Origin of the sequence: Pseudomonas sp. Pseusp16 (assembly GCF_047324915.1) — a bacterium.
GTDB classification, from domain to species: Bacteria; Pseudomonadota; Gammaproteobacteria; order Pseudomonadales; family Pseudomonadaceae; genus Aquipseudomonas; species Aquipseudomonas fluorescens_CD.
In genome coordinates, this window is the sequence record NZ_CP168522.1 from 4,849,695 (window position 1) to 4,864,346 (window position 14,652).

Sequence of the window (14,652 nt, forward strand, 5' to 3'; positions counted from 1 at the left end):
CAACCTCCGCTAGGTGTCCATCATGCAGGAAGCGTGAGATACGCGGATCTTTTTCAAGGAACGATCATGTCCCAAAAACACTTTTTTCCGCTTGCCTGCGCGCTCGCACTACCCCTTCTGTTGAGCGGATGCCTGACCGGCCCGGAACAGCCTTCCCTGGACACAGCTGCATTCGAAACGCCGGAGTATCAGGCCCAAAAAGGTCTGGCGATTGTCAACGCATCAAGTCTTTATGCCCGCGGCGGCACCGGCCAGGGTGTGGCTGTCGCACTGATCGACTCGGGTTTGAACAGTAGCCTGCCGGAGTTTCTAGGAAGGCTCCGTGATCCGGGTTTTGACTATGTCGAGAATCGGGTCGGCACCTTTGATCGTATCGGCCACGGCACCCAGATGGCCGGCATCCTCGCCGCCAACAAGAACGATCAGGGCATGCATGGCGTCGCGTTCAACGCACAGCTGATCACCTATCGCTTTGGCGACGATAACGAACCCTTTTTCTTCGACGGTGAAATCGCTCAGTCCTGGCAAGCAGGTTTCGACAAGGGCACGCGCATACTCAACAACTCGTGGGCCAACGCCATTCCGGCGACCGAAATCAACGAGGCGCGTTACAGGCAAGTCATGCCGCAATCGCTAGTGACGGCGCGGAAACTGGTTGAGGACGGCGCAGTATTTGTTTTCCCCACCGGCAATGAACTGAAACGAGAACCCTTGGCTGAACCCGGCTTGCCTGTCGCCATACCCGAACTGGAAAAAGGCTGGATCGCGGTGGTTGCATTGAAAAACGACGGCAGCGCCATCAATGCCAAATCCAACTATTGTGGCGTGGCGGCAGCCTGGTGCATTGCCGTACCGGGTGGCGACTCCGGTGCAGGGCAAGGCCTGCTGACCACCAACAAGGATGGCAAATACACCCAGACGGCTGGCACCTCGCCTGCTGCCGCGCTGGTCAGCGGAGCATTGGCGGCACTGCAAAGCCGTTACCCTGAGCTCACTGCGCAGCAAGTGCGCGAGCGTCTGCTGGCGACGGCGAACCGGACTGGCATCTATGCCAACAGTGAAGCGTACGGTAGAGGATTAATGGATCTGGAAGCAGCCTCGCGCCAGGCGCCGAAGGTCACGACCGAGTAAGTCTGTATGGGTCGTTCGGCAGCGTCGAGGTAACCTCGCCAGTCTGAACCACCCACACCGACTCGCCCTTCACTACCGAAAAAATCAAGTACGACGCAGATCCCTTGTCGGGGCGAACCTGCTCGCGAAGAGGCCAACACACCCTCCGCAAAACTCGAAACACCCGACATTGTCCGAGGCCCCTTCTACCGAGATTTGCTGCGAAGCGACTGAAAACGCTGTAAGCATTTTTACCCCTGGCCATTTCACGTTGAAAACCCACCAACAACCTGTAGTCCGCTTCCTCTAAATATGACAAAACCCTTACAAAGCCTGTCGATCTCGGCCGTCTTGTCCCGCAACGCCATACCCTCCTATAGTTTCCAGCGCGGCTGAAAACAGTGTCTCGGCCTGCCGGGAACACTTGCCGATTTCGCACAGGACCCACTCAATGAAAAACCCCGACTCACTGCCAGCCCGCTACCAGCCGCTCAAGACCCGCTACAGCGAAACCCCAGTGCTGGTCATCGATACCGAGGCCGACCCCTTCGAGATCCTCGACGCCGCCCGACAACGCATCCGCGCCGCCAGCGACCTCCTCGAAACCCTTTATTGCACGTGTTTCAACCAGGCCCAAGCGAGCGACATCCCCAAGATCGTCAGCGCCCTGTACCTGCTGACCCAGGACGGCAACGACCTGCTCGACATCGCCCGGCAGCGCCTGCCGAAATTCACCGGCTGAAGCCCCACCACATCCCCTGTAGGAGCTGGCTTGCCAGCGATGAACGATAACGCGGTGCACTGTGGATAACCCCGTCAGCAACGACCTATGAAAGCTTCGGCAAGGTCCTGCAAAACAAGACACCTTGTCGGCTATCGAAGACCAACCACTCAACCCTATAGTCCGGGCCGTCGCTGACAAACTGGCATTATTCTGGCTGTTTATCGGTATTTCAGCTGGAATAATGGCAGTGCAAAGCTCCACCCACAAAACTTTTAATGCGGTGAGGACGCACTCATGGCAAAGCGATGTTCTTTCATCCAAGTGCTATTATTCTGCTAGTTAAGGCTAATAAATGAAGGAATATTGGCATATGGCCAAGAAAACCGCGCCACTCCTGCCTGCCGCATCCAGATTGCTAGCCGAATTCGGGGAGCGATTGAAGTTGGCCCGACTGCGCCGCAAGCTCACAGCCAAGCAAGTCGCCGAGAGGTCGGGCATGTCACTGACAACCTTGCGCTCTCTGGAATCGGGTGGCTCAGGAGTGACCATCGGCGCCTACCTGTCTGTCATGCAGATTCTGGGTCTGGAAAAAGACTTGGACAAACTCGCAGCAACCGATGAGGTGGGGCGTCAACTGCAGGACGCGCAGCTGAAACCCAAGGCAACCTCAGCGAAAGACTCGAACCGACGAGTACGCAGAATAAGCGCAGTTAAAAAGGCCTCTCCAATACCTGAAAAAGACACTGGCGTAATTGAAAGTGCCACCCGGACAGAGGATCTCTCCGCTGACTTCCCCTTCAACACCCACTCACTTTCCAATCTGTTGACCAAGAAAAAAACCAAGTCCGCGACAGGTGAAAAATGACGCAAATTGCGGTGTATGCCGATTGGGAATCCTTGAATGGACCCAGGCGTCTCGGTTTCTTGCACTCCCGAAAGGCCCGTTCCACGGACGTCTTCGAATTTGAATACGACGCTGCGGCGCTAGCAGACCCCGAGTTGAACTTCACACCGCTGGACCCTCGAATCGGCCTCTATGAAGGTCGTCAGTTCCCTGGGCAACATCAAAGCCGATTTGGTGTGTTCGCTGATTCCAGCCCGGATCGGTGGGGTCAGTTGTTGATGAAGCGGAGGATGGAACGAGATGTTCGCGATGGATTGGTTGCCAAAGGCAGCAAGCTTTACGAGTCGGATTTCCTGTTAGGCGTACATGATCTCTATCGGGCCGGCGCGATCCGCTACAAGCTCAATGACCAAGGCAACTTTCTCGATGACCGCAATGGCGTGGCCGCCCCACCCTTCATTGAATTGCGGGCATTGGAGCAAGCAAGCCGTGCTCTGGAAAACGATCCGGACAACACCTCACTCGACGGCCGAGAGTGGCTGAGAATGCTGATCGCACCCGGAGGTTCGCTGGGTGGTGCCCGCCCCAAGGCCAGCGTTGCAGACGAGCACGGTCACTTGTGGATTGCCAAGTTCCCCAGCACACGCGATGACTATGACATTGGCGCCTGGGAACTCGTGGTAAATGCCTTGGCCAATCATTGTGGCCTGCGAGTCGCGACCGGTATCGCCCGACGCTACGCCAGCGATCATCACTGCTTCATGGTAAAGCGCTTCGATCGCACTGAACGAGGTGGCCGACTGCACTTTGCCTCGGCCATGACCATGACTGATCGAGTTGACGGTGACGATGCCTCTGTCGGTGCGAGCTACCTTGAGTTGGCCGAAGTACTCATGGAACACGGCTCGGAAACCAAAGCAGACCTGCGGGAGCTGTGGTCTCGAATTGTGCTCAACATTCTGGTCTCCAACACTGACGATCACCTGCGCAACCATGGTTTTATCCTTGATCCGGGTCGGGGGTGGCGATTGTCTGCCGCCTATGACATGAACCCGGTGGCCCACGCCGACGGCTTGAAGCTCAACATCACCGATACCGACAACGCCCTGGATCTGGAACTGGCCCGGGAAGTGGCGGAGTATTTTCGGGTAGGTCGCGCGGATGCAGAAAACATCATCAACAGTTTCAAACAGGTCGTCAGCCAATGGCCAACGCTAGCGGGCGCTCTGGGGCTGTCGAAACGTGAGCAGGACAATATGGCGCCTGCATTTCGATTGGCGGAACCTACGCAATGAACCTCGCCCCCAACTTCCCCGACGACCACTCAATGCAGCAACTCATGCAACTGCTACACGAAGAACTCGGCCTGCCCGAACGCAAAACCATCAGCCTTGCCACCTCGATCAATTTCGACCTTGGTTGCAACGGTGCCGATGCACAGCACTTGATCGAATGCCTGGAAGATCTATTCGCCATCGATTTCGTGGATTTCGACAGCTATCGTTATTTCCAGCCCGACGGCTACGATGTGAATCTAAAGCGAAAGGCCAAGGGTCGCGGCGAGAAGGTGCCGTTGACCATCGGCATGCTCTACCGGGCCATCAAGGCCCAACGCTGGGACACTCAGGCATTGGAAGGCCTGTAGCGACACGCACAAAAAAGCCGCCCCGAGGGGCGGCTTTTTCGTTAGCTCAATCCAGCATTACAGCTTTGGACCGGCAGCCTTGATCGCGTCGCTCACTTCGAACTTCTTGAAGTTCTCGATGAACAGGCCGGCCAGTGCTTTGGCGGCTTCGTCGTAGGCGGTTTTGTCGGCCCAGGTGTTACGTGGGTTCAGCAGGCCAGTCTCAACGCCCGGTACGGCCAGTGGCACGTCGAGGTTGATGGTGTCCAGGTGCTCGGTTTCGGTACCGATCAGCGCGCCGCTCTGGATCGCTGCGATCACTGCACGGGTGGTCGGGATGTTGAAGCGTTTGCCGACGCCGTAGCCACCGCCGGTCCAGCCGGTGTTGACCAGGTAGACCTTGGAGCCGAAGCCGCGGATGCGCTTGATCAGCAGCTCAGCGTATTCGCCGGCCGGACGCGGGAAGAACGGTGCGCCGAAGCAGGTGGAGAAAGTCGACTTGATGCCGCTGCCCGAACCCATTTCGGTCGAACCGACCAGAGCGGTGTAACCGGACAGGAAGTGGTAAGCCGCTTGTTCTTCGTTGAGGATCGACACTGGCGGCAGAACGCCGGTCAGGTCGCAGGTCAGGAAGATCACAGCGTTCGGCTCGCCACCGAGGTTCTTCCCGGAACGCTTGGCAACGTGCTCCAGCGGGTACGCGGCACGGCTGTTCTGGGTCAGGCTGACATCGGCGTAGTCGGCGTGCTTGGCGTCGTCGATAACGACGTTTTCCAGGACCGCGCCGTGCTTGATGGCTTTCCAGATAACCGGCTCGTTCTTCTCGGACAGGTCGATGCACTTGGCATAGCAACCGCCTTCGATGTTGAACACCACGCCCTCGCCCCAGCCGTGCTCGTCGTCACCGATCAGGTAACGGCTTTCGTCGGCGGACAGGGTGGTCTTGCCGGTACCGGACAGACCGAAGAACAGGGTCACGTCGCCTTCTTCGCCGATGTTGGCGGCGCAGTGCATTGGCAGCACGTCAGCGGCCGGCAGCAGGAAGTTCTGCACCGAGAACATGGCTTTCTTCATTTCACCGGCGTAACGCATGCCGGCGATCAGCACTTTCTTCTGTGCGAAGTTGATGATCACGCAACCGTCGGAGTTGGTGCCGTCACGCTCTGGCACGCACTCAAAGTTGGCAACGTTCAGCACTTGCCACTCTTCACGACCCGCCGGGTTGTACTGGGCCGGGTTGATGAACAGGCAACGGCCGAACAGGTTCTGCCAGGCGGTCTGGGTGGTCATCTTCACGGCCAGGTAGTGCTCGGAAGCCGCACCTACATGCACGTGGGAAACGAAATGCTCTTGCGCGTTGTTGAATGCCTCAACGCGAGCCCACAGGGCGTCGAACTTGTCGGCCGGGAACTTGCGGTTGATCGGGCCCCAGGCGATAGCGGCCTGGGTGCTTGGCTCTTCAACGATGAAACGATCGACTGGCGAACGGCCGGTACGGTGACCGGTACGAACAACCAGTGCGCCGGTATCGGCAAGCTCGCCTTCACCGCGGTTGAGGGCTTCTTTAACCAGATCATCAACACTCAGATCGGTGTACACGGCGTTATTGGCTTGCGTCATGAGGTTCCCCGTCGGCCAGTGGCCGAGTGCTCCAAACGTTTTTGTAGTAGAAAGTCGTGCACTACTACCGCGAAAAAAGTGGGCCGGATTATGCCAGAAAAGCCCAAAAAAAGTAGGCCCCTCCTGTCGTAACGGCGTCAATCCGGCGGCAGCCAGTGAATTTACCTGCGCTGAACCGTTTTAGTGACGGGTATCTGACGGTGTCTCGACACCCGCGCCAGCGAACAATTGGGTGACATCGGCGGCATCGAACAGGTAGCGCTGGTTACAGAACTGGCAATCGATTTCGATGTTGCCACCGTGCTCCACGACCAGTTTCTGCGCGTCGTCCTTACCCAGACTGACCAGTGCATTGGCCGAACGTTCGCGCGAGCAACTGCAGCGGAAGCGCAGTTTTTGCACATCGAACAGACGCACCTGCTCTTCGTGATAGAGGCGATGAAGCACGGTTTCGTTGTCCAGGCCCAGCAGCTCATCAGCGGTCAAGGTGGTGGCCAGGGCGGTGAGGTGCTGCCAGCTGGCGGCGCGTTCTTCTTCGTCTTTCAGGCGGTCGGCGGGCAGTTGCTGCAGCAACATGCCACGGGCGCGACGGCCATCGGCACAGAGCTTGATGCGCGTACCGATCTGCTGCGACATGACGAAATAGTTGGTGAAGCAGTCGGACAACGTTTCACCGTCAAGATCGACCACGCCCTGGTAACGCTGGCCCTGTCTCGGGTCGATGGTCAGTGTCAACGAGCCATCCGGCATCAAGTCAGCCAGGGTTGCATCGGGAGCGATACGGTCCGCCTCGTAACGGGCCAGGCCACGGATGTCGCGCTCGCTGGAGCACTCGATCATCAGCAGCGGGATCGGGCCTTCGGAGCGGGCTTGCAGAATCAGCAGGCCATCGAACTTCAACGTGCCGACCAGCAACGCCGCAGCCGCCATCAGTTCGCCGAGCAGTTGCGCAACCGGCTCCGGATAGGCGTGCTTGGCCAGGACTTCAGCGTAACTGAGCTCCAGCGAGACCAGCTCGCCACGGGTGTCGCTGTCATCGAAGATGAAGCGTTGGGTGAAGTCGTTATCCGGTAAGTCGGTCATAAGTCTGGTATCTGAAGTGGTGACAATAATGGTTACAGAATTCGACGCTAGGCCTTGGCTATAGCGTATTGCTGCCTGGTTATGGCTTACACGCCGGTGGCTGTGTGCGCTTTACGACGAATGGCACATGCACGACAGGCCAATTACCTCATATGGCTACGCGCAGGTGCAATTACAAGTCTTGTCCTGACTGATGTGATCGGCGGCCCCGGCCAATCATTCGTTGCTGTCACCACGAAACTTGAACAGATCGCGGCGCTGTTTCTTGCTTGGCTTACCGTCGGTACTCACGCCCAGGGCTCCCGCCTTTCTTTGCGCAGCGGCCTCTTCGCGCTTGGCGATGCTGGCCTGCGTCTCGGCATACAAGGTCTGCGCCTCCGGGGCGCCGCGGCGAACGATCGACAAGGCCTGGACCACCACCGTACGCTCGTCGAAACCGGTGCGAATCACAAATTCATCACCGACCCGTGGCTCTTTGCCCGGTTTGCAGCGTTCGCCCCGGCAATGCACCTTGCCGCTTTCAATCGCCGCCTTGGCCAAGGCGCGGGTTTTGTAAAAGCGTGCAGCCCACAACCATTTATCGAGGCGGACTTTATCGTCCTCTTCGTTTTTTTGTGCCATGGGATTTCCTCATTCTGAAATATTGGTGAACTGTACTACCGTTCTCTCGTACCAAGAATTACGTCGTCCCGGATTACAATGCTGACATTCCATAACCTCATTGCGAGACTGGAAATCCGGGCCGTAGATATCTGTCGCCTTTTAACCATTATTCTGCGTGAATACCGCGAATCTGGCCGCCTGCAGCCACCGCGGTTTCTACCGGTTGAGCAATTTTGAAGACATTTGACCATTTGACCGTTGTCGGTCTGCGCGAGTGGGTGGCGCTCCCGGATTTGGGAGTCGCTGGCCTTCGGGCAAAAATCGACACCGGTGCCAGCACCTCAAGCCTGCACGCCACCGACATCGAGACGTTCGAGCGCGAAGGCGAGCCCTGGGTGCGCTTCACGGCGCACCTGGGCACCGTGGTGCAGTTGCGTCATCGCCGCTGCGAGGCACCGCTGGTGACGAGAAAAACCATTAAAAGCTCTAACGGTCACGCACAAGTGCGATATGTGATCAGCACCACCCTGGCCCTCGGTGATCGGGTTTGGCGGGTCGAGTTCACCCTGGCCTGCCGCAAGTCCATGCGTTATCGCCTGCTACTCGGTTCCAAAGCCCTGATCGACGGCCAGTTGGTGGTCAATCCAGGCATCAAGTATGTACAAGACAAGCCGGTGTTCCCGGTATCTACCTTCTCCACAGGTGTTGCATGAAGATCGCTGTGCTGTCGCGGAACCCGCGTCTGTATTCCACCCGCCGCCTGGTTGAAGCCGGTACCGAACGCGGCCATGAAATGGTGGTGGTCGATACCCTGCGTGCCTACATGAACATCGCCAGCCACAAGCCGCAGATCCACTACCGCGGCAAGCCGCTGGAGGGTTTCGATGCGGTGATTCCACGGATCGGTGCGTCCGTGACCTTTTATGGCTGCGCAGTGCTGCGCCAGTTCGAGATGATGGGGGTCTTTCCGCTCAACGAATCGGTGGCCATTGCCCGTTCACGGGACAAGCTGCGTTCACTGCAATTGCTGTCCCGTCGCGGGATCGGCTTGCCGGTGACCGGGTTTGCCCACTCCCCCGATGACATTCCCGACCTGATCGAAATGGTCAACGGCGCGCCGTTGGTGATCAAGGTGCTGGAAGGCACCCAAGGCATCGGCGTGGTGCTGTGCGAAACCGCCACGGCCGCAGAATCGGTGATCGAGGCGTTCATGGGCCTCAAGCAGAACATCATGGTTCAGGAATACATCAAGGAAGCCGGTGGTGCAGACATTCGCTGCTTCGTCGTCGGTGACAAGGTGATCGCAGCGATGAAGCGCCAGGCCAAGCCCGGCGAATTTCGTTCCAACCTGCATCGTGGTGGCAGCGCGAGTCTGATCAAGATCACACCCGAGGAGCGCATGACAGCACTGCGTGCGGCAAAGGTCATGGGGTTGGCGGTGGCCGGGGTGGATATCCTGCGTTCCAATCATGGGCCGCTGGTGATGGAAGTGAACTCCTCGCCGGGTCTGGAAGGGATTGAGACCACCACCGGGAAGAATGTCGCGGGGATCATCATTGAGCATTTAGAGAAGAATGGTGGGCCGAACATGACCCGGACCAAGGGCAAAGGCTAGAAGCAGCCATAAGCTGCAAGTTTCAAGCGGCAAGTGGAAAGCCGCTTTTTCTTGCAGCTTGAAGCTTGGCGCTCGAAGCTGTCTTTAAACGGCATCCCGCGGCAACAACAACCCCAACGGCAACCGCACCCGCGCTTCCAGCCCTCCGCCCGAGCGGTTACGCAGTTCAACGTTGCCGCCATGCATCGAAGCAATCCGCTTCACGATTGCCAGTCCCAACCCGGTGCCCTTGCCACCCCGGGCACGATCACCGCGGGTGAACGGGTTGAAGATCGCTTCCAGTTCCGACGGATCGATACCGGCACCACGGTCCATGACGCTCAGCACCACATACGGCGCGCTGGTGTCCCCGGATACATACGCCGCCACCTCCACACCACTGCCGGCATGATGCAACGCGTTGCCGATCAGGTTGTTCAGCAGTCGTTTCATCGACACACGACGCAACGGAAACGGCTGAATCGGCTCCAGGCGCAACCGCACTTTCTCTTCATTCTGGTTGTAGGGCGCAGCGACTTCGCGGACCAGGTCGCTCAGGTCAACCTCTTCCACCGACTCGTCGCGCCCGTCGCGAATGAACGCCAGGAACTGATCGAGAATCGCATCCATGTCCTCGATATCACGCACCATGTCGTCGGTCAGATCGGTGCGATCACCCATCAACTCCAGGGACAGGCGCAAGCGGGTCAACGGCGTGCGCAAATCATGGGAAACACCGGCCAGCATCAGCTCACGCTCGCGACCGGCCTGTTCGACGTCTTCGGCCATCTGGTTGAAGGCGCGGTAAACCTCAGTCATCTCGCTCGGCGTATCGCTGATTGGCAGGCGCACGCTGCGACCCTGGCCGAGTTGCCGCGCGGCATACACCAGACGCTTCAACGGTTGATTGAGCTGGCTGACGAAGATCCAGGCCGAAGCGGTGGAAAGCAGACCGATAGCGAGGAACCAGCCCAGCACGTTCCAGATTTTCTGGCCGCGCAGCGGATGGGGATAAAGCGGTACTTTCAGCCAGCCATCGCCCAGGCTTGGCGCCCGTACCCACAGCGCCGGTGGCGAATGCATGCGTAGCCGGACTTCAGTGTCGGCCCCCAGCTCCGCCTGCATCTGCCGCTGGTAGATCTCGCTGTAAGGCCAGTGCTGTTCGCCTTCCGGCACGCCGGCACCCACCACCCGGATCAGGGTCGCGGCCTCGGCGATCTTGCCGCGGTTTTCTTCATCGGCAGCCCAATAGGCGCGCAGCGTCAGGGCGACACCGTGGCTGTACTGACGGTCCACAAGCACATCTTCGTTCATCAGCAGATAAACCAGGGTCAGCGCCTTGGAGAAGAGTACGACGATCAGCACCAGCCAAAGGGTGCGGGAGAAGAAGCTCTGGGGGAACCAAACGGGGGTTTTCATGGATAACCGTTAAACACTTGCAGGAGCGAGCGATGCTCGCATATTGCGGATCGCGAGTCTGCGGACGGGATCGATTGATCCGTTGTCCGCATGACCCGCTCCTACAAATCGCCCATCACTTGGTGGCGGTACCATCCGGAACAAACACATAACCCACGCCCCAGACAGTCTGGATGTAACGCGGTTTGGAAGGATCGGGTTCGATCATCCGGCGCAGACGGGAAATCTGCACATCGATGGAACGCTCCAGGGCATCCCACTCGCGGCCACGGGCCAGGTTCATCAACTTGTCGCGGGTCAGCGGTTGACGCGCGTTCATCACCAGGGCCTTGAGCACGGCGAATTCACCGGTGGTGAGCATGTGCACCTCTTCGCCGCGCTTGAGCTCGCGGGTGGCCAGGGACAACTCGTAGTCGCCGAAGGTCACGCTTTCGTCTTCGCTGCCCGGGGCGCCCGGCACCGGCGCCGACTGGCGACGCAATACCGCCTTGACGCGAGCCATCAGCTCATCCGGGTTGAAGGGCTTGGCCAGGTAATCGTCGGCGCCCAGCTCCAGGCCCTTGATGCGGCTCAGCTCATCACCCTTGGCGGTGAGCATGATGATCGGAATCTGGTTGTTCGCGTTGCGCAGGCGGCGGCAAGCGGTCAGGCCGTCTTCGCCGGGCAACATCAGGTCGAGGACGACCAGGTTGAACACTTCGCGCGCCAGCAGGCGATCCATTTGCTCAGTGTTCGGTACGGCGCGGGCGCGATAGCCCTTGCTGACGAAAAAACGTTCCAGCAGGCTGCTCAGCCCCGGATCGTCGTCAACGATAAGAATTTTTTCGCCTTCAGCAGTTTGTGCAGTGCTGCTCATTGGATGCTCCTTTGATCTCGGCGCGCATTATGGCGTAGCTGCCGTTATACGCACCGTGTGCATTGTTAGCAGATTTTTCCTTCAGCGCCAGAAAACCGGCCATTGCACTGGCAATCCGCTATGCCCCCGAATGCCGTAACGCTGGTTATAATGCGCGGCCTTTTGTGTCAGGCAACATCAGACAGGTACTACAGACGGACGCTATTTATTTTCATGGCGTCAGCAGTAATTGTTCGATTTCACGGGTCAACGCAATGCCTGTTGACCCAGGCAGCGGCGCTGGCCAGGCCGCTCAACCAGACTCGCGAAGGCCCTGTTTCAGCGCCTGCGAGCCTGCTTTCACAATTTGTCAGGTGGTTTTATGGACAGCATCAACAGCCGCATCGCCGAGGAACTCGGTGTACGCCCACAACAGGTCGAAGCGGCCGTCGCGCTACTCGATGAAGGCTCTACCGTTCCCTTCATCGCCCGTTACCGGAAAGAAGTGACCGGCAGCCTCGACGATACGCAATTGCGTCATCTGGAAGAGCGCCTGCGCTACCTGCGAGAACTCGACGAACGGCGCATCAGCATCCTTGCCAGCATCGAAGAGCAGGGCAAGCTGACGCCGCAACTGGAACGCGACATCAAGCTCGCCGACACCAAGACCCGTCTCGAAGACTTGTACCTGCCGTACAAGCAGAAACGCCGCACCAAGGGTCAGATCGCCCTGGAAGCCGGCCTCGGCGAACTGGCCGACGGCCTGTTCAACGACCCGTCCCTGAGCCCGGAAACCGAAGCCGCGCGTTTCATCGACGCGGAAAAAGGCGTGGCCGATGTGAAGGCTGCCCTCGAAGGCGCCAAGTACATCCTCATGGAGCGCTTCGCCGAAGACGCAGGCCTCTTGGACAAGCTGCGCAACTACCTCAAGCAGGAAGCCACCCTCAGTGCCCGCGTGATTGCCGGCAAGGAGGAGGAAGGCGCCAAGTTCCGCGACTATTTCGAACACGACGAACCGCTCAAGAGCATGCCGTCGCACCGCGCGCTGGCGATTTTCCGTGGCCGCAACGAAGGCATTCTCAGTTCCTCGCTGAAAGTCGGCGACGAATTGCCGGGCACCATGCACCCGTGCGAAGGCATGATCGGCCAGCATGTCGGCATCCAGAACCAGAACCGCGCCGCCGACAAATGGCTGGGCGAGGTGGTGCGCTGGACCTGGAAGGTCAAGCTCTACACCCATCTGGAAACCGACCTGCTGGGCGAGTTGCGCGATGGCGCGGAAACCGAAGCGATCAACGTCTTCGCCCACAACCTGCATGACCTGTTGCTGTCGGCCCCGGCCGGCCCGCGTGCCACCCTGGGCCTCGACCCTGGCCTGCGCACCGGTTGCAAGGTTGCCGTGGTCGACTCCACCGGCAAGCTGCTGGATCACGCCACGGTTTACCCGCACGTGCCGCACAACAAGTGGGACCAGACCCTCGCCGTGCTCGCTGCGCTGTGCGCCAAGCACTCGGTGGACCTGATCGCCATCGGCAACGGCACCGCCAGCCGCGAGACCGACAAACTGGCCGCCGAACTGATCAAAAAATACCCAGCCATGAAAATGACCAAGGTCATGGTTTCCGAGGCCGGCGCATCGGTTTACTCGGCATCGGAACTGGCCTCGAAGGAATTCCCGGACCTCGACGTGTCGATCCGTGGTGCGGTGTCGATTGCCCGTCGTCTGCAAGATCCGCTGGCTGAGCTTGTGAAGATCGATCCGAAATCCATCGGTGTCGGCCAGTACCAGCACGACGTTTCACAGCTGAAACTGGCCCGCGGCCTCGATGCGGTAGTCGAGGACTGCGTGAACGCCGTTGGCGTGGACGTGAACACCGCTTCCGTGGCGCTGCTGGCACGGATCTCCGGCCTCAACGCGACCCTGGCGCAGAACATCGTCAGCCACCGCGACGAGCACGGCGCGTTCAAAACCCGTGCCGCGCTGAAGAAAGTCGCGCGTCTGGGTGAAAAAACCTTCGAACAGGCCGCCGGATTCCTGCGCGTCATGAACGGCGAAAACCCGCTGGACTCGTCGGCCGTTCACCCGGAAGCCTATCCGCTGGTGCAGCGCATTGCCGCCGAGACCGACCGTGACATCCGCTCACTGATCGGCGATGCCGCATTTCTCAAGCGCCTCGATCCGAAGAAGTACACCGATGAAACCTTCGGCCTGCCGACAGTCACCGACATTCTGCAAGAGCTGGAAAAACCCGGTCGCGACCCGCGTCCAGAGTTCAAGACCGCCGAGTTCCAGGAAGGCGTCGAAGACCTCAAGGATCTGCAGCTGGGCATGATCCTCGAAGGCGTGGTGACTAACGTGACCAACTTCGGTGCCTTCGTCGATATCGGCGTGCATCAGGACGGTTTGGTACATATCTCTGCACTTTCGGAGAAATTCATCAAGGATCCTCGCGAAGCGGTGAAGGCCGGCGACGTGGTGAAAGTGAAGGTCATGGAAGTCGACATCCCGCGCAAACGCGTAGGCCTGTCGATGCGCATGAGCGACACCCCGGGCGAGAAAATCGACGGTGCCCGCGGCGCGCGTCCGGGGTCGGCGCCACGCCAGTCCCAGAACACTGCACCGCGCAAGGAAACCACGGCCGCTGCCCCGAGCAACAACGCCATGGCTTCGCTGTTCGCCAACGCCAAGCAGTTGAAGAAACGCTGATGGACATTCCCGCCGGGCTGACCGAAAGCGCGTTTTTCAAGCTACTGGGCTGTCGCCTGCACAGCCTGGAAACCGGGGTGGCGCAAGTCGCCCTGGCGCTGGAGCCCGAGTTGCGCAATCGCGGCGGCAAGCTGCACGGCGGGGCCTTGTTCAGCCTGGTGGACATTGCCATGGGGCTGGCCTGTTCCAGCACCCACGGCTTTGACCAGCAGAGCGCGACCATCGAGTGCAAGATCAACTACATCCGCGCCGTCTCAGACGGCGAGGTGATGTGCACGGCGCGGGTGATCCACCCGGGTCGCCGCACGTTGGTAGTCGAAGCCGATGTGATGCAGGGCGACAAACTGGTCGCAAAAGCACAAGGCACGTTCGCTGTCCTGTAGCTAGTCGTCATCGATTTGAGTTAATTTCAGCGCAATGACCTGTAGGAGCGAGCTTGCTCGCGATGAACGTCAGGGCGCCGTTTTCACTCAGGCACCCCTCGTTATC

The 14,652-nt window shown here is 59.2% G+C and carries 14 protein-coding genes; 9 read left to right on the top strand and 5 right to left on the bottom strand.

Annotated elements, in window-relative coordinates; translation table 11 throughout:
* Positions 1 to 66: 66 nt before the first annotated feature.
* The 5 genes from ACEN8Q_RS21990 (at position 67) to ACEN8Q_RS22010 (ending at position 4,323) form a co-directional block, all read left to right on the top strand.
* Entirely contained in the window at positions 67 to 1,131 is a 1,065-nt protein-coding gene (locus tag ACEN8Q_RS21990) for a S8 family peptidase (RefSeq protein WP_413425084.1), read from the top strand.
* A 430-nt stretch (positions 1,132 to 1,561) separates the two neighbouring features.
* Positions 1,562 to 1,852, top strand: coding sequence for a hypothetical protein (locus ACEN8Q_RS21995; protein ID WP_413703736.1), 291 nt, complete (start codon positions 1,562 to 1,564; stop codon positions 1,850 to 1,852).
* Between the two features lie 352 nt (positions 1,853 to 2,204).
* On the top strand, positions 2,205 to 2,699 hold the full coding sequence (locus ACEN8Q_RS22000; protein WP_413703737.1) for a helix-turn-helix domain-containing protein: 495 nt from the start codon (positions 2,205 to 2,207) through the stop codon (positions 2,697 to 2,699).
* Positions 2,696 to 3,973, top strand: coding sequence for a type II toxin-antitoxin system HipA family toxin (locus ACEN8Q_RS22005; protein WP_413425028.1), 1,278 nt, complete (start codon positions 2,696 to 2,698; stop codon positions 3,971 to 3,973). Before ACEN8Q_RS22000 ends, ACEN8Q_RS22005 begins: the two co-directional genes overlap by 4 nt.
* The gene (locus ACEN8Q_RS22010; RefSeq protein WP_413425030.1) at positions 3,970 to 4,323 is read left to right on the top strand and encodes a DUF1493 family protein; all 354 of its coding nucleotides are present in this window, start codon (positions 3,970 to 3,972) and stop codon (positions 4,321 to 4,323) included. The genes ACEN8Q_RS22005 and ACEN8Q_RS22010 overlap by 4 nt, the downstream gene beginning before the upstream one ends.
* A 57-nt stretch (positions 4,324 to 4,380) precedes the next feature.
* On the opposite strand, the gene ACEN8Q_RS22015 is transcribed toward ACEN8Q_RS22010, so the two are convergent.
* From ACEN8Q_RS22015 to ACEN8Q_RS22025, 3 genes are all read right to left on the bottom strand, one after another.
* The gene (locus ACEN8Q_RS22015; RefSeq protein WP_413425032.1) at positions 4,381 to 5,922 is read right to left on the bottom strand and encodes a phosphoenolpyruvate carboxykinase; all 1,542 of its coding nucleotides are present in this window, start codon (positions 5,920 to 5,922) and stop codon (positions 4,381 to 4,383) included.
* Positions 5,923 to 6,102: 180 nt separating this feature from the next.
* Positions 6,103 to 7,005, bottom strand: coding sequence for an Hsp33 family molecular chaperone HslO (gene hslO, locus ACEN8Q_RS22020; RefSeq protein WP_413425034.1), 903 nt, complete (start codon positions 7,003 to 7,005; stop codon positions 6,103 to 6,105).
* Between the two features lie 216 nt (positions 7,006 to 7,221).
* Positions 7,222 to 7,626, bottom strand: coding sequence for an RNA-binding S4 domain-containing protein (locus ACEN8Q_RS22025; RefSeq protein ID WP_008019054.1), 405 nt, complete (start codon positions 7,624 to 7,626; stop codon positions 7,222 to 7,224).
* Between the two features lie 233 nt (positions 7,627 to 7,859).
* On the opposite strand from ACEN8Q_RS22025, the gene ACEN8Q_RS22030 reads away from it, so the two are divergent.
* Both ACEN8Q_RS22030 and rimK read left to right on the top strand, forming a co-directional pair.
* On the top strand, positions 7,860 to 8,321 hold the full coding sequence (locus tag ACEN8Q_RS22030) for an ATP-dependent zinc protease (protein ID WP_413425086.1): 462 nt from the start codon (positions 7,860 to 7,862) through the stop codon (positions 8,319 to 8,321).
* Positions 8,318 to 9,223: a 30S ribosomal protein S6--L-glutamate ligase gene (gene rimK, locus ACEN8Q_RS22035; protein ID WP_007972871.1), complete on the top strand. Its 906-nt coding sequence runs from the start codon at positions 8,318 to 8,320 to the stop codon at positions 9,221 to 9,223. Before ACEN8Q_RS22030 ends, rimK begins: the two co-directional genes overlap by 4 nt.
* Before the next feature lie 84 nt (positions 9,224 to 9,307).
* On the opposite strand, the gene ACEN8Q_RS22040 is transcribed toward rimK, so the two are convergent.
* On the bottom strand, positions 9,308 to 10,621 hold the full coding sequence (locus ACEN8Q_RS22040) for an ATP-binding protein (protein WP_008019059.1): 1,314 nt from the start codon (positions 10,619 to 10,621) through the stop codon (positions 9,308 to 9,310).
* Positions 10,622 to 10,736: 115 nt separating this feature from the next.
* Positions 10,737 to 11,477: a two-component system response regulator OmpR gene (gene ompR, locus ACEN8Q_RS22045; RefSeq protein ID WP_007972873.1), complete on the bottom strand. Its 741-nt coding sequence runs from the start codon at positions 11,475 to 11,477 to the stop codon at positions 10,737 to 10,739.
* 361 nt (positions 11,478 to 11,838) lie between these two features.
* On the opposite strand from ompR, the gene ACEN8Q_RS22050 reads away from it, so the two are divergent.
* Positions 11,839 to 14,163, top strand: coding sequence for a Tex family protein (locus ACEN8Q_RS22050; RefSeq protein WP_413703738.1), 2,325 nt, complete (start codon positions 11,839 to 11,841; stop codon positions 14,161 to 14,163).
* Complete coding sequence (locus tag ACEN8Q_RS22055; RefSeq protein WP_007972875.1) at positions 14,163 to 14,546, top strand: PaaI family thioesterase; 384 nt, start codon at positions 14,163 to 14,165, stop codon at positions 14,544 to 14,546. The genes ACEN8Q_RS22050 and ACEN8Q_RS22055 overlap by 1 nt, the downstream gene beginning before the upstream one ends.
* Positions 14,547 to 14,652 lie beyond the last annotated feature (106 nt).

What these genes read in the sequence shown, in the direction of transcription:
- ACEN8Q_RS21990 (WP_413425084.1), top strand. Translation starts at nt 67, where the DNA reads ATGTCCCAAAAACACTTTTTTCCGCTTGCCTGCGCGCTCGCACTACCC.
- ACEN8Q_RS21995 (WP_413703736.1), top strand. Translation starts at nt 1,562, where the DNA reads ATGAAAAACCCCGACTCACTGCCAGCCCGCTACCAGCCGCTCAAGACC.
- ACEN8Q_RS22000 (WP_413703737.1), top strand. Translation starts at nt 2,205, where the DNA reads ATGGCCAAGAAAACCGCGCCACTCCTGCCTGCCGCATCCAGATTGCTA.
- ACEN8Q_RS22005 (WP_413425028.1), top strand. Translation starts at nt 2,696, where the DNA reads ATGACGCAAATTGCGGTGTATGCCGATTGGGAATCCTTGAATGGACCC.
- ACEN8Q_RS22010 (WP_413425030.1), top strand. Translation starts at nt 3,970, where the DNA reads ATGAACCTCGCCCCCAACTTCCCCGACGACCACTCAATGCAGCAACTC.
- ACEN8Q_RS22015 (WP_413425032.1), bottom strand. Translation starts at nt 5,922, where the DNA reads ATGACGCAAGCCAATAACGCCGTGTACACCGATCTGAGTGTTGATGAT.
- hslO (WP_413425034.1), bottom strand. Translation starts at nt 7,005, where the DNA reads ATGACCGACTTACCGGATAACGACTTCACCCAACGCTTCATCTTCGAT.
- ACEN8Q_RS22025 (WP_008019054.1), bottom strand. Translation starts at nt 7,626, where the DNA reads ATGGCACAAAAAAACGAAGAGGACGATAAAGTCCGCCTCGATAAATGG.
- rimK (WP_007972871.1), top strand. Translation starts at nt 8,318, where the DNA reads ATGAAGATCGCTGTGCTGTCGCGGAACCCGCGTCTGTATTCCACCCGC.
- ACEN8Q_RS22040 (WP_008019059.1), bottom strand. Translation starts at nt 10,621, where the DNA reads ATGAAAACCCCCGTTTGGTTCCCCCAGAGCTTCTTCTCCCGCACCCTT.
- ompR (WP_007972873.1), bottom strand. Translation starts at nt 11,477, where the DNA reads ATGAGCAGCACTGCACAAACTGCTGAAGGCGAAAAAATTCTTATCGTT.
- ACEN8Q_RS22050 (WP_413703738.1), top strand. Translation starts at nt 11,839, where the DNA reads ATGGACAGCATCAACAGCCGCATCGCCGAGGAACTCGGTGTACGCCCA.
- ACEN8Q_RS22055 (WP_007972875.1), top strand. Translation starts at nt 14,163, where the DNA reads ATGGACATTCCCGCCGGGCTGACCGAAAGCGCGTTTTTCAAGCTACTG.